The following is a 19,024-nucleotide window of genomic DNA, read 5'->3' on the forward strand; positions in this document are numbered from 1 at the left end:
GGGGGATACAGTCATGAACGCCATTGCAGCATCGACGGCCGTCCGCGAGATTCGTCGCGAAGCACTGCGAATCGACGGCGAACGGATTCACCGCGACGCGGTGATCGACGTGCGCAACCCGTACGACGGCGCGCTGGTCGGCACCGTGCCGAAGGCGACGCTCGACGACGTGCGCCGTGCATTCGCGGTCGCGCGTGCGTACCGGCCGACGCTCACGCGCCACGATCGCGCGGCGATCCTGCGCCGCGCGGCCGACATCGTGCGCTCGCGCACCGCGGAGATCGCGGCGCTGATCACGGCCGAGGCCGGCTTGTGCATCAAGGATTCGACTTACGAGGCCGGCCGCGTGGCCGACGTGCTCACGTTCGGCGCCGGCGAAGTGCTGAAGGACGACGGGCAGATCTTCTCGTGCGATCTGACGCCGCACGGCAAGAAGCGCCGCGTGTACACGCAGCGCGATCCGCTGCTCGGCGTGATTTCGGCGATCACGCCGTTCAATCACCCGATGAACCAGGTCGCGCACAAGATCGTGCCGTCGGTCGCGACCAACAACCGGATCGTCGTGAAGCCGTCGGAGAAGGTGCCGCTGTCGTGTTATCTGTTCGCGGACATCCTGTACGAAGCCGGCCTGCCGCCGCAGATGCTGCAGGTGATCACCGGCGACCCGAAGGAAATCGCCGACGAGCTGATCACGAACCCGGCGATCGACCTGATCACGTTCACCGGCGGCGTGTCGATCGGCAAGTCGATCGCCGCGCGGATGGGCTACCGGCGCGCGGTGCTCGAACTCGGCGGCAACGATCCGATCATCGTGATGGAAGATGCCGATCTCGACGAAGCGAGCACGCTCGCGGTGTCGGGCTCGTACAAGAATTCGGGGCAGCGCTGCACGGCGATCAAGCGGATGCTCGTGCACGAGGCGGTGGCCGATCGCTTCACGGCGCTCGTCGTCGAGAAGACGCGCGCCTGGTCGTACGGCAACCCGTCCGATCCGTCGGTCGACATGGGCACGGTGATCGACGAAGCGGCGGCGAAGTTCTGCGAGCAGCAGGTCAACGACGCGATCGCGCGCGGCGCGCGGCTGCTGGTCGGCAACGTGCGCGACGGCGCGCTGTATTCGCCGACCGTCGTCGATCGCGTGACGCCCGACATGCCGCTGGTCAAGCACGAAACCTTCGGGCCGGTGTCGCCGATCATGCGTTTTCGCGACATCGACGAGGCGATCCGGATGTCGAACAGCACCGACTACGCGCTGTCGTCGTCGGTGTGCACGAACCGCTTCGACCACATCACGCGCTTCATCACCGAGCTGGAAGTCGGCAGCGTGAACGTGCGCGAAGTGCCCGGCTATCGGCTCGAACTGACGCCGTTCGGCGGCGTGAAGGATTCGGGGCTCGGCTACAAGGAGGGCGTGCAGGAAGCGATGAAGAGCTTCACGAATACGAAGACGTATTCGCTGCCCTGGTAAGCGGTGTGTAAGATCCCGCGCCGGCCTGGCGGCCGGTGCGGGCGTTATTCGATCGGCTCATATCGTTAGCCGATTTGCGTTTTTGCCGCGCCTCGACGCGTCGGTAGAATTCGCGGACCTCTCGAACGGCGTACGCATGCCGGCGGGATGATTCTCTCCAATCATTCGGGGTCCGCACCATGAAATTCCTCCGCTCCCTCCTGGTCGTCGCGCTGCTGCAGGCCACCGCGGCCACCAGTGCGCTGGCTGCCGACGACCTGTCGCAGATCAAGTCGGCCGGCGTGTTCCGCGTCGGCACCGAAGGCACCTACGCGCCGTTCACGTACCACGACGAGACGGGCAAGCTGACCGGCTTCGACGTCGACATCGCGACCGCGATCGCGCAGCGCCTCGGCGTGAAGCCGCAGTTCGTCGAAGGCAAATGGGACGGGCTGATCGCGGGCCTCGACGTGAACCGCTACGACGCGGTCGTCAACGAAGTGTCGATCACCGATGCGCGCAAGGCGAAATACGATTTCTCGACGCCGTACATCACGTCGCACGCGGTGCTGATCGTGCGCGCGGACAACACGACGATCCGCTCGTTCGACGACCTGAAGGGCAAGAAATCCGCGAACACGCTGACTAGCAATTTCGGCAAGCTCGCGGCCGCGCACGGCGCCGACGTGGTGCCCGTGCAGGGCTTCAACGAATCGATCGACCTGCTGACGTCGGGGCGCGTCGATGCGACGATCAACGATTCGCTGTCGTACCTCGATTTCCGCAAGCACAAGCCCGACGCGAAACTGAAGATCGCGGCGACCGACCAGACCGGCGCGGGCGACGCGTCCGGCGTACTGCTGCGCAAGGGCAGCCCGGCGCTGGTGGCCGCGATCGACAAGGCGCTCGCGGACATCAAGGCGGACGGCACCTACGCGAAGATCTCGCAGAAGTACTTCGGCCGCGACGTGTCGCAGCCGTGACGCGAGGCTGAACGATGCCGGCCTGGCTGCACCTGATGGCGGAATCGCTGCGGCCCCTGCTCGTTGCAGGGCTCGTGTTCACGGTTCCGCTCACGCTCGCGTCGTTCGCGATCGGTTTATTGCTTGCGTTCGGCGCGGCGCTCACGCGGCTGTTCGGGCCGCGCTGGGCGCAGGCCGTCGTGCGGTTCTACATCTGGCTGTTCCGCGGCTCGCCGCTGCTCGTGCAGTTGTTCGTGATCTTCTATGGATTGCCGAACGTCGGCATCGTGCTCGATCCGCTGACGGCCGCCGTGATCGGTTTCTCGCTGAACGTCGGCGCGTACAACGCGGAAGTGATTCGCGGCGTGATCGAATCGATGCCGAAAGGGCAGTGGGAGGCCGCGTACTCGATGTCGATGACGCGCGCGCAGGCGCTGCGCCGCGCGATCCTGCCGCAGGCCGCGCGCGTCGCGCTGCCCGCGCTGTCGAACTCGTTCATCTCGCTCGTGAAGGACACGTCGCTCGCGGCCGTGCTGACGGTGCCCGAGATCTTCCAGGCCGCGCAACGCATCGCGGCCGTGACCTACGAGCCGCTGATTCTCTATACCGAAGCCGCGCTGATCTATCTGCTGTTCAGCTCGGTGCTGTCCACGCTGCAACGTCGCCTCGAAACCCGCTTCGGCCGGCACGCGCTGTTCCACGCGGAGTTGCGATGATCCGCCTCGAACGCATCGACAAGTCGTTCGGCGCGCATCGCGTGCTGAGCGGAATCGACCTCGCGTTGCAGCCGGGCAGCGTGACCGCGCTGATCGGGCCGTCCGGCAGCGGCAAGAGCACGCTGCTGCGCTGCGTGAACCTGCTCGAAGTGCCGGAGGCGGGTGCGCTGGTTGTCGGTGACGCGCGCATCGACTTCGTGCCGGCGCGCCGGCCGTCGCGCGACGCGGTGTTCGCGGTGCGCAAGCAGACCGGCATGGTGTTCCAGAACTTCCAGTTGTTTCCGCACCTGAGCGTCGTGCAGAACGTGATGGAGGGGCTCGTGACCGTGCAGCGCTGGCCGCGCGAGCGGGCCCGGGAGCGCGCGCTCGCGCTGCTCGACAAGGTCGGCATCGCAGACAAGGCCGACGCATGGCCGGCCACGCTGTCGGGCGGCCAGCAGCAGCGCGTGGCGATCGCGCGGGCGCTCGCGCCGTCGCCGCAGGTGCTGCTGTGCGACGAACCGACGTCGGCGCTCGATCCGGAGCTGTCCGTCGAAGTGGTCGAGGTGCTGCGCCAGCTCGCGCGTGAAGGCACGACGATGCTGATGGCCACGCACGACCTGCGCCTCGCCGCGTCGATCGCGCACGATGCGGTGTTTCTCGCCGATGGCCGCATCGTCGAAGCCGGCGCATCGCGCGACCTGTTCGGCCGGCCGCGCGACCCGCGCACCGCGAAGTTCGTCGCGACGCTCGCGCAAGGCGTGCCGGCGTTCTGACGACGCGGCGCGATGGGGGCGCGCTCAGCGTTGCGCGTATCCGTCTAGCACCGCGGCGACGATCGCTTCGGGCGCATCTTCCTGAACCAGATGGCCCGCGTGCGGCACCCGGATCAACTGGCCGTTCGCGATGCGATCGGCTAGCGCCTGCCCTTGCTCGAGCGGAATCCACGCGTCGTCCTCGCCCCACACGATGCGCACCGGAAAGTCCGGCGGCGCGTAGCGGGCCTCCGCTTCCTCGATGTAGCGCTGGCGCATCTGCGCGATCTGCCGATAGAACGCGGCCTGGCCGGCCGGCGTGAGCCACGGTGCACGGTAGATCGACAGCGCGTCGTCGCTCAGCGGGCGCGCGACCGCATTGCCGAGATAGGCCGACAGAAGCGCGTGATGCGCGTACGCGGGCAGGCCGGTGAACGCGGCTTCGTGCTGCGCGACGTGGCGGACGAACGGCGAGCCTTGCGGCGCGATCGCGACCGGGTTCACCAGCGTGAGATCCGCATATGCGATGCCGTCGAGAAAGTGTGCGCGCAGTGCGGTTGCGCCGCCGTAGTCGTGCGCGAGCACGCGCGGCCGCGCGAGTTTCCATTCATTCAGCAGCGCGCCGAACAGCGCGTTCTGGCGACCCAGCGACACGTCCGCGTCCGGCATGTCGGACTGCCCGTAGCCGAGCAGGTCGTAGAAATACACGCGATGGCGCCGCGCGAGCCACGGCGCGATCCGGCGCCATACCTGCGACGAAAACGGCGTGCCGTGCACCAGCACGAGCGGCGGCCCTTCGCCGAGCGTGCCCCATGCAATCCGGTGGCCTTCGAAATTGAAGCGGTTCGGGAGTTCGAGCATCGGCTTCTCCGTGCTAACCTGTTTTGGTTGTTAACAGGTTACGCCGGATTGTCCGGATGTGAAACCGAATAGGTGAAAATAAATGGTTACTCGATCCGACCCGGTGCGACCCCGGCACGAATGGCGCGCGGCCGATTTCGTCGGCGGCCATCCGGCGCTCGACTTCCTCAACACGGTGGCCGACACGGGCAAGACGCGCGCCGAGGACAAGCTCGTCGACTGGCCGGCCGTGCGCGCGTGGGCCGGGAAAGCGGGGTTGCCGGCGCCGGACGATCTGGCGCGGCTGCTACGTCATCCGCGGCAGGACGGCCCCGACGAACTCGCGGCGCTGCGCCGCTTTCGCGAAGACGCGTACGTCGCGATCGCACATCTGACGGCTGAAGGTGGCGGCAGCGCGCGCGCGCGCGCGGCGGAGCGGCTCGCGGTGGCGATCCGCGATGCGATCGGGCGCAGCGCATTCGATGCGGTCGGCGGCCGCTTCGCGTGGCGGCCCGATGCGCGGGCCGCGTCGCGCTGGGTCGATGCGATCGCGCTCGGTTTCGAGGATCTGATGCGCAGCGACGATTTCGCGCGGGTGCGGCAGTGCGGCCGGTGTACGTGGTTCTTCGTCGATCGCGGCCGCGGCGTCGGGCGACGGTGGTGCGACATGCGCACGTGCGGGAATCGCGCGAAGGTGGAGGCGTTCAGGGAGCGGTGACACGCGCGCTGCGGCGGTGGCCGCGCCGCGCGTGCGTCATTGAGCAGTGCCGTGGGGCCGATGGTCGGGCCATAGCGTCGCGGCGACGAACAGCCCGGCCGCCAGGAACGGCGCACCGATCGCGAACAGGATGGCCGTCAGGCCCCAGCGATCCCAGAAGCGGTCGACGAGCGCACGCTCGGGCGTGACGGGGTCGTACAGCACGTTGACCGCGTCGCCTTCGTGCAGGCCCGGGTGCGACGACGCCGAGCCCTGCGCGAACGTGATCAGCCGCCCGCTGTCGGTCGTGAACGCGACGACGGCCGAATACAGTGACGTGCGCGACCGTGACGACCGCCCGTTTTTCGCGATCTCGACCACATGGCCGGTCGAGCGCGCATAGTGATGGACGATCTGCCACTGACGCAGGCCGGCCGCGCCGGCGCCGGCGAGGAAGCCCGTGCCGATCGCGATCGGAATCAGCACGATCGCGACATCCCAGCGACGCCGTGCCGGCGTGTGCACGACGCGGCGCGGCGCCGGGTCCGATTGCCGGTGGCGACGCTCGCGGGCAATCAGCAGGCCGCCGATCGCGAACGACGCGACGGCGAGCAGCGCCGGCACGGCCGCCGGAAACCAGCGTTGCGTGAAATCGTCGATCAGCGCGGGGCGTTCGGGGTGATCGGGGTCGAGCAGGACGTCGACGTTCTCGCCGATGTCGTAGGCGGGGACCGTCGACGCGGTATTGCCGGCGACTTCGCGGCGCTGGCCGTCGTTCGCGAGGTACGCGACGATCGGCCGGTACGCGTGCATCGCGTCGCTGTCCTGGACGATGCGCACGACCGTGCCCGGCGCGCGGACCAGATTGCCCGGTTCCCGGCCGGCCGTGATGGCGAGCACGCCGGCCAGCACGAACAGGACGACGCCGATCATCAGTGCGAGCAGCGCGTCCTTACCGGGCATGACGCGATCCGGTTCGTGCGCCGTGCGGAGTCGGGTGTGTCCGGATGCACGGCCCATCGCGACGGACGGGCCGATATCGGCGCAACCATGCCCTCTGAATGGTCGCGTCTCGTTCACATGCTTCCATGTCTGACGTCCCATGTTCTCTCAGTGCCGGCGGGCAAACGACGAACCCTGCGCCGGTCGTGTGATATTTGTCGGAGGATTCTAGCGGAAACGATGTGCAACGGGCGTGCGCTCGCGTATCGCCGCCAAAGGCGCGCGCCGCGATGAATGCGGCGGCCAAAACGGAAAAGGCCGGTCAGCTTTCGCTGACCGGCCTTTGGAATTCCTGGTGGGGCGTGAGTGACTCGAACACTCGACCTACGGATTAAGAGTCCGCTGCTCTACCAACTGAGCTAACGCCCCCAACAGAAGAAAGATTATGCCGGGGTTTTCAGGACATGGCAAGCCCTTTGTGCAAATTTCCTGAAAATATTTCGTCAAGACAACCGCGGCTGTCAGCGCGGTAACGAGCGATCGCAGTTTGCGCGCTCCCGGTATGATGACGCCACACGCGTTGCGCGGCGGTCGCGCAACGTTTTCTGGACATCCGAAGATGGACGAAAACGCAGTCCGCGAATTGCTGGATCGCCTGCTGGCCCCGTGGGTCCGCTCGCTGGGTCTGGTCCCCGTGTCGATCGGCGATGACAGCGTCACGCTGCGCCTGCCGTTTTCCGGCGAGTTCCGCCATTCGGGCGGCATCATCTGCGGCCAGGTGTTCACGGCGGCCGCCGACACCGCGATGGTGGTCGCGATCTCGTCCGCGCTCGGCGAATTCCGGCCGATGACGACGGTGTCGCTGAACACGAACTTCATGCGTCCCGTGCGCAAGGGCGACGTGCTCGTCACCGCGCGCGTGCTGCGGATGGGCCGCAACCTCGTGTTCGGCGAAGTCGAGCTGTTCGACGAGGACGGCAAGATTGCCGTTCACGCGACGTCGACCTACGCGCTCGTCAGCTGAGCGGCGCGATGTTCGACCAGATCGTCTTTGCGGGCGGCGGCAATCGCTGCTGGTGGCAGGCCGGCTTCTGGGACGTCGCGCGGCCGGCCCTCGACCTGCGCCCGCGCGTGATCACCGGCATCTCGGCCGGCGCGGCCACCGCCTGCATGCTGTATACACGCGACGCCGCGTGGGTGATGCGCTATTACGGAGAAGCGCTGCGCCACAACCGGAAGAATGCGTACTGGGGCAACCTGTTCGGGCGCGAGCCCGTGTTTCCGCATTACCGGATCTATCGTCAGGCGCTGCTCGACATTTACGGCGAGCCGTTCGCGAAGCTCGCCACGGCGCCGGAGATCCGCATCGGCGTGTCGCACGTGCCGCGCTGGCTCGGCGCGCGCAGCGCCGTCGCGGCCGGCCTCGTCGCATACAACATCGAGAAGTACGTGCGCAAGACGCTGCACCCGACGCTCGGGCGCACGCTCGGTTTCCGGCCCGAATTCGTGCGGGCGCAGGCCTGCACGCAAGTCGACGAGCTCGCCGACCTGATCCTGCAGTCGTCCTGCACGCCGCCGTTCACGCCGGTGCTGCGGCGTGGCGGCCGGCCGGTGCTCGACGGCGGGATGGTCGACAACGTGCCGGTCGATGCGCTCGATCCGTCGCCGGGCGACGTGCTGGTGCTCGTCACCCGGCTGTATCCGCGTCCGCAGATGTTCACGGTCGCGCATGGCGACCAGCGGCGGTTGTATGTGCAGCCGTCGAGCAAGGTACCGATTTCGAGCTGGGACTACACGAGCCCGTCGCAGATGCGGCATGCGTACGATCTCGGACGGCGCGACGGCGAGCACTTCCTCGCGCGCGTCGGCGCGATGACGGGCGGCCGCGTGGCCGCCTGACGAGCGGGGAATGAAACGGTGGGGCCGCGCGGCGCGCGGCCCGTGCGATCAGCGCTTGCGGATCGGCGTCAGCGCTTCCGGGTTGGCGACGCTCGACATGTCGCCGTCGTCGAACGCGAGAATGTTGCGGAATGCGGCGCTGAAATACAGTTCGTAGCTTTCGCGTTCGACGTAGCCGATGTGCGGCGTGCAGATCACGTTTTCCATCCGCAGCAGGCTGTAGCCCTGCAGGATCGGCTCGCTTTCGAACACGTCGATCGCGACCATCCCCGGACGGTTGTGCGACAGCGCGTTGACGAGCGCGTTTTCCTCGAGCAGCTCGGCGCGGCTCGTGTTGACGAGCAGCGACGTCGGCTTCATCCGCATCAGGTCTTCCTGCTTCACGATGCCGCGCGTGTCGTCATGCAGGCGCAGGTGCAGCGACAGCACGTCGCTCTGCTCGAACAGCGCTTCCCGGCTGTCGGCGGCCGTGTAGCCGTCGGCGCGTGCGGCTTCGAGCGAATGCTCGCGGCCCCATACCAGCACGTTCATCCCGAACGCCTTGCCGTAACCGGCGACGAGCCGGCCGATCTTCCCGTAGCCCCAGATGCCGAGCGTCTGGCCGCGCAGCACCTGGCCGAGGCCGAAGTTCGGCGGCAGCGCCGACGTCTTCAGGCCCGACTGCTGCCACGCGCCTTGCTTCAGGTTCGCGACGTATTGCGGAATGCGGCGCTGGGCGGCCATCACGAGCGCCCAGGTCAGCTCGGCCGGCGCGACCGGCGAACCGGTGCCTTCGAGCACCGCGATGCCGCGGTCGGTACACGCGTCGAGATCGATGTGGCTCGACACGCGGCCGGTCTGGCTGATCATGCGCAGGTTCGGCAGCTTCGACAGCAGCTGCGAGGTAATCGGGGTCCGTTCACGAATCAGCACGAGCGCCTCGACTTCCGCCAGACGGCTGGCGAGCTGTCCCAGGCCGCGCACCGTATTGTTGAAGACCTTTACGTCGTGGCCGGCGAGCATCTCGAAGCAGTTCAGCTTGCGGACGGCGTCCTGGTAGTCGTCGAGGATGGCAATTTTCATGGTGAACGGGGTGTCGCGCGTTGAAAGCGGCCGTGGCGGTGGCGCACGTTGCGCGCCCGTCCCGCCCGGCCGGGGCCGACATGATGCAACGTCGGCCGCCTTCGTGGTGTCTTTTTAACAGGTTGTTACGCTCCGCCGCAATCGGCGCCGGCCACACCCGGCGCCGCTCCTGCGTCGTGCGACGGGGTGCGCTGTTGTGTCGCATCAAATAGGTCCTTCCTGATTCGGCCACTTCCTCGACGAGGTTCACCCAATTGTTGCTCCAAGCAGAATAATTGGATCAACTATCCGCGGAAGGCGAGGATTTTTGACTATTTTTATCGTCAACCGGCCCCTTGTTGAGCAACTCTGCATCATTTCCGCTGTCGTAGGAGAATTACGCATTTGCTTCATCTTTTTGAAGTTGTAACAGCGGCAGGAGTCGTTTATGGATCATTTGCAGTCGATGCGCGTGTTCGTCAAGGTTGCAGATCTCGGCAGTTTCGCGCGGGCCGCGAGCGCAATGGATATCTCCAACGCGGTCGCGACGCGCCACGTCGCCGATCTGGAAGGCCGGCTCGGCACGCGTTTGCTTAACCGCACCACGCGCAGCCTCTCCCTGACGGAGTCGGGTCAGGTCTATCTGGAGCGTGCCCGCCAGATCCTCGACGAGCTCGAGGATGTCGAGCAGATGGTCGTCGCACGCAATCACGAGCCGGTCGGCACGCTGCGCATCGTTGCGCCGGTCGTGTTCGGCCTGCACAACCTCGCGCCCGTGCTGCAGTCGTACACGGAGAATTTCCCGAAGGTGGTGCCGGATCTCACGCTGGTCGACCGGCAGGTCGATCTCGTCGAGGAAGGCTTCGACGTCGGCATCGTCGTCACGCGCCAGATGCGCAGCGCGAGCATCGTCACGCGGCGCCTGACCACCGGCTGCATGACCGTGTGCGCGACGCCGAGCTATCTGGAGAAGCACGGCGTGCCGACGCATCCGGAACAGCTCGCCGAGCATCCGGCGCTGAGCCTGCCGACCGAATACTGGGGCGACGAGCGCGTGTTCACGGGGCCGGACGGCGAAGTGCGCGTGCGCCCGACCAACGTGATCGTCGCGAACAACACCGCGATGCTGCGCCAGTTCGCGTTGCTCGGGATGGGGGTCGCGATCCTGCCGAGCTACCTGATCGGCAGCGACATCGCGCGCGGCGCGCTCGTGCGGCTGCTGCCGGATTTCCGGCTGCCGCAGGTCGAGATCAACATTGCCTACCCGAGCCGGCGCCATCTGCCGGCGAAGGTGCGCACGTTCATCGACCATCTCGTCGAGCATTTCAGCCATTCGACCGACGCGATGATGGGCGAACAGTGGGCCGCGCAGGGCGCGACGCTGCCGCCGATCGGCGTCGAGATGCGTGCCGAGCAGCCCGAATCGACCGATCCGAACCTGCAGCCGCGTCTGGCGCGTTCGCCGCGCACGCGCGTGGCGGTGCCGTCGCCGCTGTAACGGCTCGGCGGCCCAGGCCCGGCAGCGCCCCTGCCGGCACAAAGAAAAAACGCGGATCGTTCGATCCGCGTTTTTTTATGGCTGCGTGCCGGCGCCGGACGCGCCGCAGGCGGCGCCCGGCGGTCGGGCCGTCACGAACCCGTCTTGCGCGCCGTGGTTTTGCGGGCGGCGGTCTTGCGGGCCGGTGCCGGTTTCTCCTCGGCGCCTTCCGTCACGGTTTCGGCGTCCTTCGTCGCCGATTTGGCCGTCTTCTTCGCGGCGGCGGCTTTCGGCTCCTTCTTCTCGAACTCGAAACCGATCTTGCCGTCCGGCTGCTTCACGAGGAACGCCTTGAAGTTGCGGCCGGTGCGCGACGACTTGAAGTTCGGCAGCAGATCCGTGCGGCCGTCGGCCAGCAGCTTGCCCATCTGCTCGCGCGTGATTTCCTGTTGCAGGATCACCTTGCCCGAGCGGAAGTCGCAGGTCTTCGGGTTCGCGACCGAGTGCTCGCACACGTAGCTCATCCCGTGCTCGAACACGCGGCCCTTGCACTTCGGGCACGCGCCGACCGGTTCCTGCGCGGAGAAGTCGGGCGCTTCGCCTTCCTCGCCGCCCTGGTCCTGGCCGAAATCGAACTCGAGCTTGTAGTTCTTCGTCTCGTCGTCGAAGGACAGCTTGAGGATCGCGGAGAACGGGCGCCCCATCTTGCTGCGGAACCCGGACAGCGGCCCGATTTCCTTCTTCTGCAGCAGCTCCTCGACTTCCGGAATCTCGAACTGCCGGCTGCCCGGGATCTTCGAGATCGAGAAGTCGCACTTCGTGCACGCGAAGCGGCGGTAGTTTTCCTTCACCTGGCCGCCGCAGTTCGGGCACGGCGTCTCGAGCGTTGCGTAGTCGCCGGGAATCGTGTCGGAATCGTATTCCTTCGCGCGCTTGACGATCTGCTGCGTCATGCGGGCGATTTCCTGCATGAACGCGTCGCGGCCGAGATTGCCGCGCTCCATCTGCGACAGCTTGTATTCCCATTCGCCGGTGAGCTCGGGCGCGGTGAGCTCCTTCACGCCGAGGCCGCGCAGCAGCGTCATCAGCTGGAATGCCTTCGCGGTCGGGATCAGTTCGCGGCCCTCGCGCAGCAGGTACTTCTCTCCGAGCAGGCCTTCGATGATCGCCGCGCGCGTCGCCGGCGTGCCGAGACCTTTCGCGGCCATCGCCTCGCGCAACTCGTCGTCCTCGACCAGCTTGCCGGCGCCTTCCATCGCGGACAGCAGCGTCGCTTCCGAGTAGCGTGCGGGCGGCTTGGTCACGAGCGCGACGGCGGCGATTTCGTCCGTTTTCACCTTCTCGTCCTTCTGCACCGGCACGAGGTTCGCGTCCGCGCCTTCGGCGTCGCGGCCGTACACCTGCAGCCAGCCCGGTTCGACGAGCACCTTGCCTTCGGTCTTGAAGTGATGCCCGGCGACTTCGGTGATGCGCGTCGTCACGCGGAATTCGGCGGCCGGGAAGAACACCGCGAGGAAGCGCTTCACGACCATGTCGTACAGCTTCTGCTCCGGCTCGGACAGCGACTTCGGCGCCTGCAGCGTCGGGATGATGGCAAAGTGATCGCTGATCTTCGAGTTGTCGAAGATCCGCTTGTTCGGCTTCACCCAGCCCTTGTCGAGCACCTGCTTGGCATGCGGCAGGTAGTTGTGGCTCTCCTTGAGCATCTCGAGCGTGGACTGGACCGTCGACAGGTAGTCTTCCGGCAGCGCGCGCGCGTCGGTACGCGGGTAGGTCAGCACCTTGTGCTTTTCATACAGCGCCTGGGCGAGGCCGAGCGTATTCTTCGCGGAGAAGCCGAAGCGGCTGTTCGCCTCGCGCTGCAGGCTCGTCAGGTCGAACAGCAGCGGCGACAGCTGCGTCGACGGCTTCGATTCCTCGGACACCGTGCCGACCTGGTCGCGGCAGGCGGCGACGATCGTTTCGGCGGCCGGCAGGCTCCACAGGCGGGAATCGCGCTTTTCCGGATCGAATTCGTCGCGCTTGAATTTCGGGTCGAACCACTTGCCTTCGTAGAAGCCGCCCGCGCACGCGAATTCGGCTTTCACTTCCCAGTAGTCGCGCGGGATGAAGCGGCGGATTTTCTCTTCGCGTTCGACGACGATCGACAACGTTGGCGTCTGAACGCGACCGACGGTGGTCAGGAAGAAGCCGCCGCCCTTGCTGTTGAACGCGGTCATCGCGCGGGTGCCGTTGATCCCGACGAGCCAGTCGGCTTCCGAGCGGCAGCGTGCGGCGTCGGCAAGCGGCTGCATGTCGGAGTCGCTGCGCAGGTTCGCGAAACCGTCGCGGATCGCCTGCGGCGTCATCGATTGCAGCCACAGGCGCTGGACCGGCTGCTTGGCCTTCGCGTGCTGCGCGATCAGGCGGAAAATCAGCTCGCCTTCGCGCCCCGCGTCACATGCGTTGATCAGGCGGTCGACGTCCTTGCGCTTCATCAGCTTCGTGAGCACCTTGAGGCGCGACTCGCTTTTTGCGATCGGGTTCAGGTCGAAATGCGGCGGAATGACGGGAAGATGCGCGAAGCTCCATTTCCCGCGCTTGACCTCGTACTCTTCCGGGGCGGCGATTTCCAGCAGGTGGCCGACAGCGGACGAAAGGACGAAATCGTCGCTCTCGTAATACTCGTCATGCTTGGTAAAGCCGCCCAAAGCGCGTGCGATGTCGTTCGCGACAGAAGGCTTTTCCGCAATGATCAGTGCTTTGGACATGACAGGTGTGTGTTGGTAGACCGGGTTCGCCGGTTGTGGGTCCCTTTTACGACCGCTTTATAGCACACGCCGCAGCGACGGCGGCTCGGCGTGTAAAAAGCGGCTCATCATAGAGGGGGGCCGCAACGGCGGCAAGCGTCCGACGCGGCGGCGCGCGCAAACGGGCGCAAAACCGCCGGGCCGGCCGCGAATTCAGGCTTCGACGTTCAGGACGTCGCGCAATTTCGGTGCGTGCGGCGCACCTGGCACCGCGCTCAGGTCGGACAGCATGCGCTCGACGATCGCCGCGTGCGGCAGCACCGTGCCGAAGAAGCGCGCGGTGTGGGCATCCTCGATCAGGATGGTCGGGAAGTTCTCGACGTCGAGATCGTCGAGCCGGTCGGCGTGGGTTTCGATGTCGATCCAGGCGAAGCAGGCGTCCGGATGCGCGTCGGCGAGCTGGTCGAAGGCGGTGCGGTAGTCGCGGCACGTGCCGCACCACTCGGCGCACAGGCAGGCGACCAGCAACGTGCCGGGATCGGCGAGGCGCTCGGCGATCCGATCGGCATCGGTGTCGAGATTCAGCGCGGGCATGGCATTCCTTGGGTAGCGTCGGCGGCCGGGCCGCCCCTATGCCGGGGAATGTAGCACGCCCCGCGTGGAGGGGGTGGGCGCTGCGTCAAGCCGCGCGAAGCGGCCGCCGGCGACGCTCGCGACGCGGCCGGCCAGTTCCAGCGCGAGCAGCGCGCCATGCAGCACGTCGTCGGACAGGCCGCTGTGTTCGGCCAGCCATTCGTATGTCACGGGGCCGTATCCCAGGGCGGCGAGCACCGCTCGTTCCGACGGATTGCCTGGTGGAGCGGCTTCGATTGAGGCCGGTGCGGTGGTCGCCGCCGTGCGATTCGCCTGCGCGATGCCGGCAGTTTCAGGTTCGCGGAGCGCGTCGGTGTTCGAGCCCTGATTGCCGGCTCGCATTGCGCCGCTCGTTGCGCGCGCCGCCGGTTCGTCCAGCCCGTATTCCTCGAGCACGTCGAGCGGCGCCGCGGTGAGCTTCGCGCCGTCGCGGATCAGCGCGTGGCAGCCCTGCGCGAGCGGGGCGTGGATCGAACCGGGTATCGCGAACACGTCGCGCCCCAATTCGTTCGCGAGCCGCGCGGTGATCAGCGAGCCCGAGCGCGGAGCGGCCTCGACGACGAGCGCGCCGATCGCGAGCGCGGCGATCAGCCGGTTGCGCTGCGGGAAATGCGCGGCGCGGGCCGGCGTGCCGAGCGGCCATTCCGACACGATCGCGCCGTGTGCGGCGATCTCGTGGGCGAGCGCGCGGTGCCGCGCCGGATAGACGAGATCGGCGCCCGTCGCGATCACCGCGACGGTGCCCGACCGGCCGTCGAGCCCGCCACGGTGCGCGGCGCCGTCGATCCCGAGCGCCAGGCCCGAGACGATCGTGAGGCCCGCGTCGGACAACGTGCGGGCGAACTGCGTGGCGTCGGCGAGCCCTTGCGGCGTCGCATGGCGACTGCCGACCACGGCGAGGCCGCGTGCGTGCAGCAGCTCGAGCCCTCCCTTTACATATAGCAGCGGCGGCGGATCGTGCAGGTCGCGCAGCCGCGGCGGGTAGGCCGGATCGCTCAGCGTGACGAGCACGTTGCCCGGCCCGTCGAGCCACGCAAGCGCGGCGGCGGTGCGCGTATCGAGATCGTCGCGCTCGCTCATGCGCACGGCCTGCGCGGCGGCGGGGCTGCTCACGGTGGCGATCGCCTCGTCGGACGCGCGCAGCAACGCCTCCGGCGAGCCGAATGCCGCGAGCAGCAGTTGCAGCACGGCAGGCGAGAGGCCGGGCGCATGCGCGAACTGCAGCCATGCGCGCAGCGCGGCGGGCGTCAGCGCTTGCGGCGACATGAGGCGGCCCTCGAATGCGGCGGCCAGCGAAGCGCGTGGCGCCATGATAAAATTTTCATCATCCGAAATACTCGACAGGGCCGTGCGCGCAGGCGCCCGGCCGATTGCAGGAGGCGCGATCCGCGGCATTGATATGCCACGCATCCGCCTCATCTTCATTGCATCCCGGCGGCGGCGCCAGCCGGCCGGATGGCCGATGCGGCACGCCGCTCCACCGAATACCGAACACCATGGCTTTGCTCAATATTCTTCATTACCCCGACAAGCGGCTGCACAAGGTCGCGAAGCCCGTCGACAAGGTCGACGACCGGATCCGCAAGCTCGTCGCCGACATGGCCGAGACCATGTACGCGGCGCCCGGCATCGGCCTGGCGGCCACGCAGGTCGACGTGCACGAGCGCGTGATCGTGATCGACGTCTCCGAGGAGAAGAACGAGCTGCGCGCGTTCATCAACCCGGAAATCGTGTGGTCGAGCGACGCGAAGCAGACTTATGAAGAAGGCTGCCTGTCGGTGCCCGGCATCTACGACGAAGTCGAGCGCCCCGACCACGTGCGCGTGCGTGCGCTCAACGAGCAGGGCGAGACGTTCGAGCTCGACTGCGAGGGCCTGCTCGCCGTGTGCGTCCAGCACGAGATGGATCACCTGATGGGCCGCGTGTTCGTCGAATACCTGTCGCCGCTCAAGCAGACGCGCATCAAGACGAAGATGAAGAAACTCGAACGCGCGATGTGATGCGCGTGCACCCAGCCCGACCCCGAACGCTGTCATGACCCATACGTTGCGCGTGATTTTTGCCGGCACGCCGGAATTCGCCGCGGCTGCCCTTGCCGCGATCCACGAGGCCGGTTTCCCGGTGCCGCTCGTGCTTACCCAGCCCGATCGCCCGGCCGGCCGCGGGATGAAACTCCAGGCCAGTGCCGTGAAGCGCTACGCCGTCGAGCACGGGATGACCGTCGCGCAACCGCCGTCGCTGCGTCGCGCCGGCAAGTACCCGGCGGAGGCGGCCGACGCGATCGAACTGCTGCGCACGACGCAGCACGACGTGATGGTGGTGGCCGCGTACGGCCTGCTGCTGCCGCAGGAAGTGCTCGACATCCCGCGCGCGGGCTGCATCAACATTCACGCGTCGCTGCTGCCGCGCTGGCGCGGCGCCGCGCCGATCCATCGGGCGATCGAGGCCGGCGACGCCGAGACGGGCGTCACGCTGATGCAGATGGACGTCGGCCTCGACACCGGCGCGATGATCGAGGAGGCGCGCATCGCGATCGCGCCCGACGATACGACCGCGACGCTGCACGACCGCCTCGCCGCCGACGGCGCGCGGCTGATCGTCGACGCGCTCGTGCGGCTCGAGCGCGACGGCACGCTGCCGGCGACGCCGCAGCCCGCCGACGGCGTGACCTACGCGGAAAAGATCGGCAAGCACGAAGCGGCGCTCGACTGGCGCAAGCCGGCCGACGTACTCGCGCGCCAGGTGCGTGCATTCGATCCGTTCCCGGGCGGCGTCGCGACGCTCGACGGCGCGGCCATCAAGCTGTGGGCGGCCGAGCCCGTGGCGGCGCGCGGCACGATGGCCAACGCGGCGCCCGGCACGATCGTCGAAGCCGCGCCGGAAGGCGTGGTGGTCGCATGCGGCAGCGGCGCGCTGCGCGTCACTCAGCTGCAGAAGCCGGGCGGCAAGCGGCTGCCCGCGCGCGAATTCCTCGCCGGTTCGCCGCTCGCCGCGGGCCAGCGGTTCGCGCTGCCCGACGTCGACTGACACGGCCTGAGCGCCATTCGACCCGGTCTGCCGGCCCGGCGCAACTGGCCGGACGGCCGAGTCGCGCGGTGCGGCAGGCGCGCGTAGAATTTCCCTGCGCTCTCCGGTTTCGAGGTTTTCATGTTCGGCATCACCCATTTCGGCTTCTTCGTGTTCGCGGTTTTCCTGCTGAACGTCACGCCCGGCCCTGATACGGCCTACATCGTCGGCCGCAGCGTCGCGCAGGGGCGCGGCGCGGGGCTGATGTCGGCGTTCGGCATTTCGGCCGGCTGCTGCGTTCACGCGCTCGCCTGCGCGTTCGGCCTGACCGCGCTGCTGGCCGCGTCGGCCACCGCGTTCACGGTGATCAAGCTGGTCGGCGCCGCCTACCTGATCTATCTCGGCGTGCGGATGATCATCGCGAAGCAGGCCGCCGCGCCGTCGGGCGCCGCAGCCGCGCAGGTCGCGGTCGCCAAGCCGCTGCGCCAGCTGTTCATGCAGGGCTTCTGGACCAACGTGCTGAATCCGAAGGTCGTGCTGTTCTTCGTGTCGTTCTTCCCGCAATTCGTCTCGGCCGACAGTCCGCACAAGACATGGGCGTTCCTGACCCTCGGCGCGGTGTTCGTCGCGATGAGCACGGTCTGGACGAGCCTGGTCGCGTGGGTGGCGGGCAGCGTCACACAGCGCTTTTCCGGCAAGCCGGGCGTCAAGAAGTGGCTCGACCGCACGGTCGGCAGCGCGTTCGTCGGCCTCGGACTTCGTCTTGCAACGTCGCAACGCTGAGATTGAATTTTTCCGGCAAGACCTTATCTAACAAATCGCTTACAATTTTCCGCCGTGCCCTGTGATGCGCGGCGGTCCCCTGACGGATAAGGAGTGGGTATGTTCAATTGGGTCAAAACGGCGATGCTGATGGCCGCGATCACGGCCCTGTTCATCGTGATCGGCGGGATGATCGGCGGCTCGCGCGGCATGACGATCGCGCTGCTGTTCGCGCTCGGCATGAATTTCTTCTCGTACTGGTTCTCGGACAAGATGGTGCTGCGCATGTACAACGCGCAGGAAGTCGACGAGAACACGGCGCCGCAGTTCTACCGGATGGTGCGCGAGCTGGCCACGCGCGCGAACCTGCCGATGCCGCGCGTCTACCTGATCAACGAGGATGCGCCGAACGCGTTCGCGACGGGGCGCAACCCCGAGCACGCGGCGGTCGCCGCGACGACGGGTATCCTGCGCGTGCTGTCGGAGCGCGAGATGCGCGGGGTGATGGCGCACGAGCTCGCGCACGTGAAGCACCGCGACATCCTGATCTCGACGATCACCGCGACGATGGCGGGTGCGATCTCGGCACTCGCGAATTTCGCGATGTTCTTCGGCGGGCGCGACGAGAACGGCCGGCCGGCCAATCCGATCGCGGGTATAGCGGTCGCGCTGCTCGCGCCGATCGCGGGCGCCTTGATCCAGATGGCGATTTCGCGGGCCCGCGAGTTCGAGGCCGACCGCGGCGGCGCGCAGATTTCCGGCGATCCGCAGTCGCTCGCCACCGCGCTCGACAAGATTCATCGCTATGCGGCGGGCATTCCGTTCCAGGCGGCCGAGGCCCATCCGGCCACCGCGCAGATGATGATCATGAACCCGCTGCACGGCGGCGGCCTGCAGAACCTGTTCTCGACGCACCCGGCCACCGAGGAACGCATCGCGCGCCTGATGGAGATGGCGCGCACCGGCCGCTTCGATTGACCTCCGGTGTACCGCGCGGCTGATGTCGCGCGGAGGCCCCCTTGCCACCCCGCATGCGCCGTGCTGCGGGGTGTTTCATTTGCGCTCGCCGTAAAGGGGCCAAAGGGGCAGCATGGTCGCACGCTACAATGCGCGGTTTGGGATCGCCGGGCCATCCGGCG

The 19,024-nt window shown here is 67.4% G+C and carries 18 protein-coding genes and 1 tRNA gene; 12 read left to right on the forward strand and 7 right to left on the reverse strand.

All coding sequences use genetic code 11. The features are described 5' to 3' along the window. Nucleotides 1-13: 13 nt before the first annotated feature. The 4 genes from phnY to DTA15_RS12240 all read left to right on the forward strand — a co-directional run bounded on the left by phnY (nucleotide 14) and on the right by DTA15_RS12240 (nucleotide 3,880). Nucleotides 14-1,468 (forward strand): phosphonoacetaldehyde dehydrogenase, encoded by a 1,455-nt coding sequence (gene phnY, locus DTA15_RS12225; protein ID WP_006485777.1) that lies wholly within the window; start codon nucleotides 14-16, stop codon nucleotides 1,466-1,468. Between the two features lie 179 nt (nucleotides 1,469-1,647). After that, nucleotides 1,648-2,430, forward strand: coding sequence for an amino acid ABC transporter substrate-binding protein (locus DTA15_RS12230; RefSeq protein WP_006485790.1), 783 nt, complete (start codon nucleotides 1,648-1,650; stop codon nucleotides 2,428-2,430). Between the two features lie 14 nt (nucleotides 2,431-2,444). Continuing rightward, nucleotides 2,445-3,125 carry an amino acid ABC transporter permease gene (locus tag DTA15_RS12235; RefSeq protein ID WP_006485773.1) on the forward strand — a complete coding sequence of 227 codons (681 nt, stop codon included), beginning with the start codon at nucleotides 2,445-2,447 and terminating at the stop codon, nucleotides 3,123-3,125. Continuing rightward, nucleotides 3,122-3,880 carry an amino acid ABC transporter ATP-binding protein gene (locus DTA15_RS12240; RefSeq protein ID WP_006485792.1) on the forward strand — a complete coding sequence of 253 codons (759 nt, stop codon included), beginning with the start codon at nucleotides 3,122-3,124 and terminating at the stop codon, nucleotides 3,878-3,880. The genes DTA15_RS12235 and DTA15_RS12240 overlap by 4 nt, the downstream gene beginning before the upstream one ends. A 24-nt stretch (nucleotides 3,881-3,904) precedes the next feature. Here DTA15_RS12240 and DTA15_RS12245 read toward each other — a convergent pair whose 3' ends face one another. Then, nucleotides 3,905-4,720, reverse strand: a complete 816-nt coding sequence (locus tag DTA15_RS12245; protein WP_006485775.1) for an alpha/beta fold hydrolase — start codon at nucleotides 4,718-4,720, stop codon at nucleotides 3,905-3,907. 82 nt (nucleotides 4,721-4,802) lie between these two features. Here DTA15_RS12245 and DTA15_RS12250 point away from each other — a divergent pair, with 82 nt between their 5' ends. Then, complete coding sequence (locus tag DTA15_RS12250) at nucleotides 4,803-5,417, forward strand: CGNR zinc finger domain-containing protein (protein WP_012492330.1); 615 nt, start codon at nucleotides 4,803-4,805, stop codon at nucleotides 5,415-5,417. Nucleotides 5,418-5,453: 36 nt separating this feature from the next. Here DTA15_RS12250 and DTA15_RS12255 read toward each other — a convergent pair whose 3' ends face one another. Then, nucleotides 5,454-6,500 (reverse strand): DUF3592 domain-containing protein, encoded by a 1,047-nt coding sequence (locus DTA15_RS12255; protein ID WP_034178450.1) that lies wholly within the window; start codon nucleotides 6,498-6,500, stop codon nucleotides 5,454-5,456. 191 nt (nucleotides 6,501-6,691) lie between these two features. Further along, a tRNA-Lys gene (locus tag DTA15_RS12260) sits at nucleotides 6,692-6,767 on the reverse strand. 190 nt (nucleotides 6,768-6,957) lie between these two features. On the opposite strand from DTA15_RS12260, the gene DTA15_RS12265 reads away from it, so the two are divergent. Next, nucleotides 6,958-7,362, forward strand: coding sequence for a PaaI family thioesterase (locus tag DTA15_RS12265; RefSeq protein WP_012492331.1), 405 nt, complete (start codon nucleotides 6,958-6,960; stop codon nucleotides 7,360-7,362). Nucleotides 7,363-7,370: 8 nt separating this feature from the next. Next, on the forward strand, nucleotides 7,371-8,237 hold the full coding sequence (locus DTA15_RS12270) for a patatin-like phospholipase family protein (protein ID WP_006485795.1): 867 nt from the start codon (nucleotides 7,371-7,373) through the stop codon (nucleotides 8,235-8,237). Nucleotides 8,238-8,285: 48 nt separating this feature from the next. Here DTA15_RS12270 and DTA15_RS12275 read toward each other — a convergent pair whose 3' ends face one another. Next, nucleotides 8,286-9,299 (reverse strand): D-2-hydroxyacid dehydrogenase family protein, encoded by a 1,014-nt coding sequence (locus DTA15_RS12275; protein ID WP_006485779.1) that lies wholly within the window; start codon nucleotides 9,297-9,299, stop codon nucleotides 8,286-8,288. A 427-nt stretch (nucleotides 9,300-9,726) separates the two neighbouring features. Between DTA15_RS12275 and DTA15_RS12280 the strand changes: the two genes are divergently transcribed. Then, complete coding sequence (locus DTA15_RS12280; RefSeq protein WP_006485796.1) at nucleotides 9,727-10,776, forward strand: LysR family transcriptional regulator; 1,050 nt, start codon at nucleotides 9,727-9,729, stop codon at nucleotides 10,774-10,776. 131 nt (nucleotides 10,777-10,907) lie between these two features. Here DTA15_RS12280 and DTA15_RS12285 read toward each other — a convergent pair whose 3' ends face one another. From DTA15_RS12285 to dprA, 3 genes are all read right to left on the reverse strand, one after another. Next, nucleotides 10,908-13,505, reverse strand: a complete 2,598-nt coding sequence (locus tag DTA15_RS12285; protein WP_012492332.1) for a DNA topoisomerase III — start codon at nucleotides 13,503-13,505, stop codon at nucleotides 10,908-10,910. Between the two features lie 192 nt (nucleotides 13,506-13,697). After that, nucleotides 13,698-14,078, reverse strand: a complete 381-nt coding sequence (locus tag DTA15_RS12290) for a thioredoxin family protein (protein WP_006485786.1) — start codon at nucleotides 14,076-14,078, stop codon at nucleotides 13,698-13,700. Between the two features lie 36 nt (nucleotides 14,079-14,114). Further along, on the reverse strand, nucleotides 14,115-15,428 hold the full coding sequence (gene dprA, locus DTA15_RS12295; RefSeq protein WP_006485767.1) for a DNA-processing protein DprA: 1,314 nt from the start codon (nucleotides 15,426-15,428) through the stop codon (nucleotides 14,115-14,117). Nucleotides 15,429-15,613: 185 nt separating this feature from the next. On the opposite strand from dprA, the gene def reads away from it, so the two are divergent. The 4 genes from def to htpX all read left to right on the forward strand — a co-directional run bounded on the left by def (nucleotide 15,614) and on the right by htpX (nucleotide 18,863). Beyond that, nucleotides 15,614-16,117, forward strand: coding sequence for a peptide deformylase (def, locus tag DTA15_RS12300; RefSeq protein WP_006485794.1), 504 nt, complete (start codon nucleotides 15,614-15,616; stop codon nucleotides 16,115-16,117). 34 nt (nucleotides 16,118-16,151) lie between these two features. Then, on the forward strand, nucleotides 16,152-17,144 hold the full coding sequence (gene fmt / locus DTA15_RS12305; RefSeq protein ID WP_006485789.1) for a methionyl-tRNA formyltransferase: 993 nt from the start codon (nucleotides 16,152-16,154) through the stop codon (nucleotides 17,142-17,144). A gap of 120 nt (nucleotides 17,145-17,264) precedes the next feature. Then, entirely contained in the window at nucleotides 17,265-17,906 is a 642-nt protein-coding gene (locus DTA15_RS12310) for a LysE family translocator (protein WP_006485778.1), read from the forward strand. Nucleotides 17,907-18,005: 99 nt separating this feature from the next. After that, on the forward strand, nucleotides 18,006-18,863 hold the full coding sequence (gene htpX / locus DTA15_RS12315; RefSeq protein WP_006485774.1) for a zinc metalloprotease HtpX: 858 nt from the start codon (nucleotides 18,006-18,008) through the stop codon (nucleotides 18,861-18,863). The last annotated feature ends 161 nt before the right edge of the window (nucleotides 18,864-19,024 follow it).

The sequence above is a fragment of the Burkholderia cenocepacia genome, from assembly GCF_900446215.1.
Taxonomy (GTDB): Bacteria; Pseudomonadota; Gammaproteobacteria; order Burkholderiales; family Burkholderiaceae; genus Burkholderia; species Burkholderia cenocepacia.

What these genes read in the sequence shown, in the direction of transcription:
- phnY (WP_006485777.1), top strand. Translation starts at nt 14, where the DNA reads ATGAACGCCATTGCAGCATCGACGGCCGTCCGCGAGATTCGTCGCGAA.
- DTA15_RS12230 (WP_006485790.1), top strand. Translation starts at nt 1,648, where the DNA reads ATGAAATTCCTCCGCTCCCTCCTGGTCGTCGCGCTGCTGCAGGCCACC.
- DTA15_RS12235 (WP_006485773.1), top strand. Translation starts at nt 2,445, where the DNA reads ATGCCGGCCTGGCTGCACCTGATGGCGGAATCGCTGCGGCCCCTGCTC.
- DTA15_RS12240 (WP_006485792.1), top strand. Translation starts at nt 3,122, where the DNA reads ATGATCCGCCTCGAACGCATCGACAAGTCGTTCGGCGCGCATCGCGTG.
- DTA15_RS12245 (WP_006485775.1), bottom strand. Translation starts at nt 4,720, where the DNA reads ATGCTCGAACTCCCGAACCGCTTCAATTTCGAAGGCCACCGGATTGCA.
- DTA15_RS12250 (WP_012492330.1), top strand. Translation starts at nt 4,803, where the DNA reads ATGGTTACTCGATCCGACCCGGTGCGACCCCGGCACGAATGGCGCGCG.
- DTA15_RS12255 (WP_034178450.1), bottom strand. Translation starts at nt 6,500, where the DNA reads ATGGGACGTCAGACATGGAAGCATGTGAACGAGACGCGACCATTCAGA.
- DTA15_RS12265 (WP_012492331.1), top strand. Translation starts at nt 6,958, where the DNA reads ATGGACGAAAACGCAGTCCGCGAATTGCTGGATCGCCTGCTGGCCCCG.
- DTA15_RS12270 (WP_006485795.1), top strand. Translation starts at nt 7,371, where the DNA reads ATGTTCGACCAGATCGTCTTTGCGGGCGGCGGCAATCGCTGCTGGTGG.
- DTA15_RS12275 (WP_006485779.1), bottom strand. Translation starts at nt 9,299, where the DNA reads ATGAAAATTGCCATCCTCGACGACTACCAGGACGCCGTCCGCAAGCTG.
- DTA15_RS12280 (WP_006485796.1), top strand. Translation starts at nt 9,727, where the DNA reads ATGGATCATTTGCAGTCGATGCGCGTGTTCGTCAAGGTTGCAGATCTC.
- DTA15_RS12285 (WP_012492332.1), bottom strand. Translation starts at nt 13,505, where the DNA reads ATGTCCAAAGCACTGATCATTGCGGAAAAGCCTTCTGTCGCGAACGAC.
- DTA15_RS12290 (WP_006485786.1), bottom strand. Translation starts at nt 14,078, where the DNA reads ATGCCCGCGCTGAATCTCGACACCGATGCCGATCGGATCGCCGAGCGC.
- dprA (WP_006485767.1), bottom strand. Translation starts at nt 15,428, where the DNA reads ATGGCGCCACGCGCTTCGCTGGCCGCCGCATTCGAGGGCCGCCTCATG.
- def (WP_006485794.1), top strand. Translation starts at nt 15,614, where the DNA reads ATGGCTTTGCTCAATATTCTTCATTACCCCGACAAGCGGCTGCACAAG.
- fmt (WP_006485789.1), top strand. Translation starts at nt 16,152, where the DNA reads ATGACCCATACGTTGCGCGTGATTTTTGCCGGCACGCCGGAATTCGCC.
- DTA15_RS12310 (WP_006485778.1), top strand. Translation starts at nt 17,265, where the DNA reads ATGTTCGGCATCACCCATTTCGGCTTCTTCGTGTTCGCGGTTTTCCTG.
- htpX (WP_006485774.1), top strand. Translation starts at nt 18,006, where the DNA reads ATGTTCAATTGGGTCAAAACGGCGATGCTGATGGCCGCGATCACGGCC.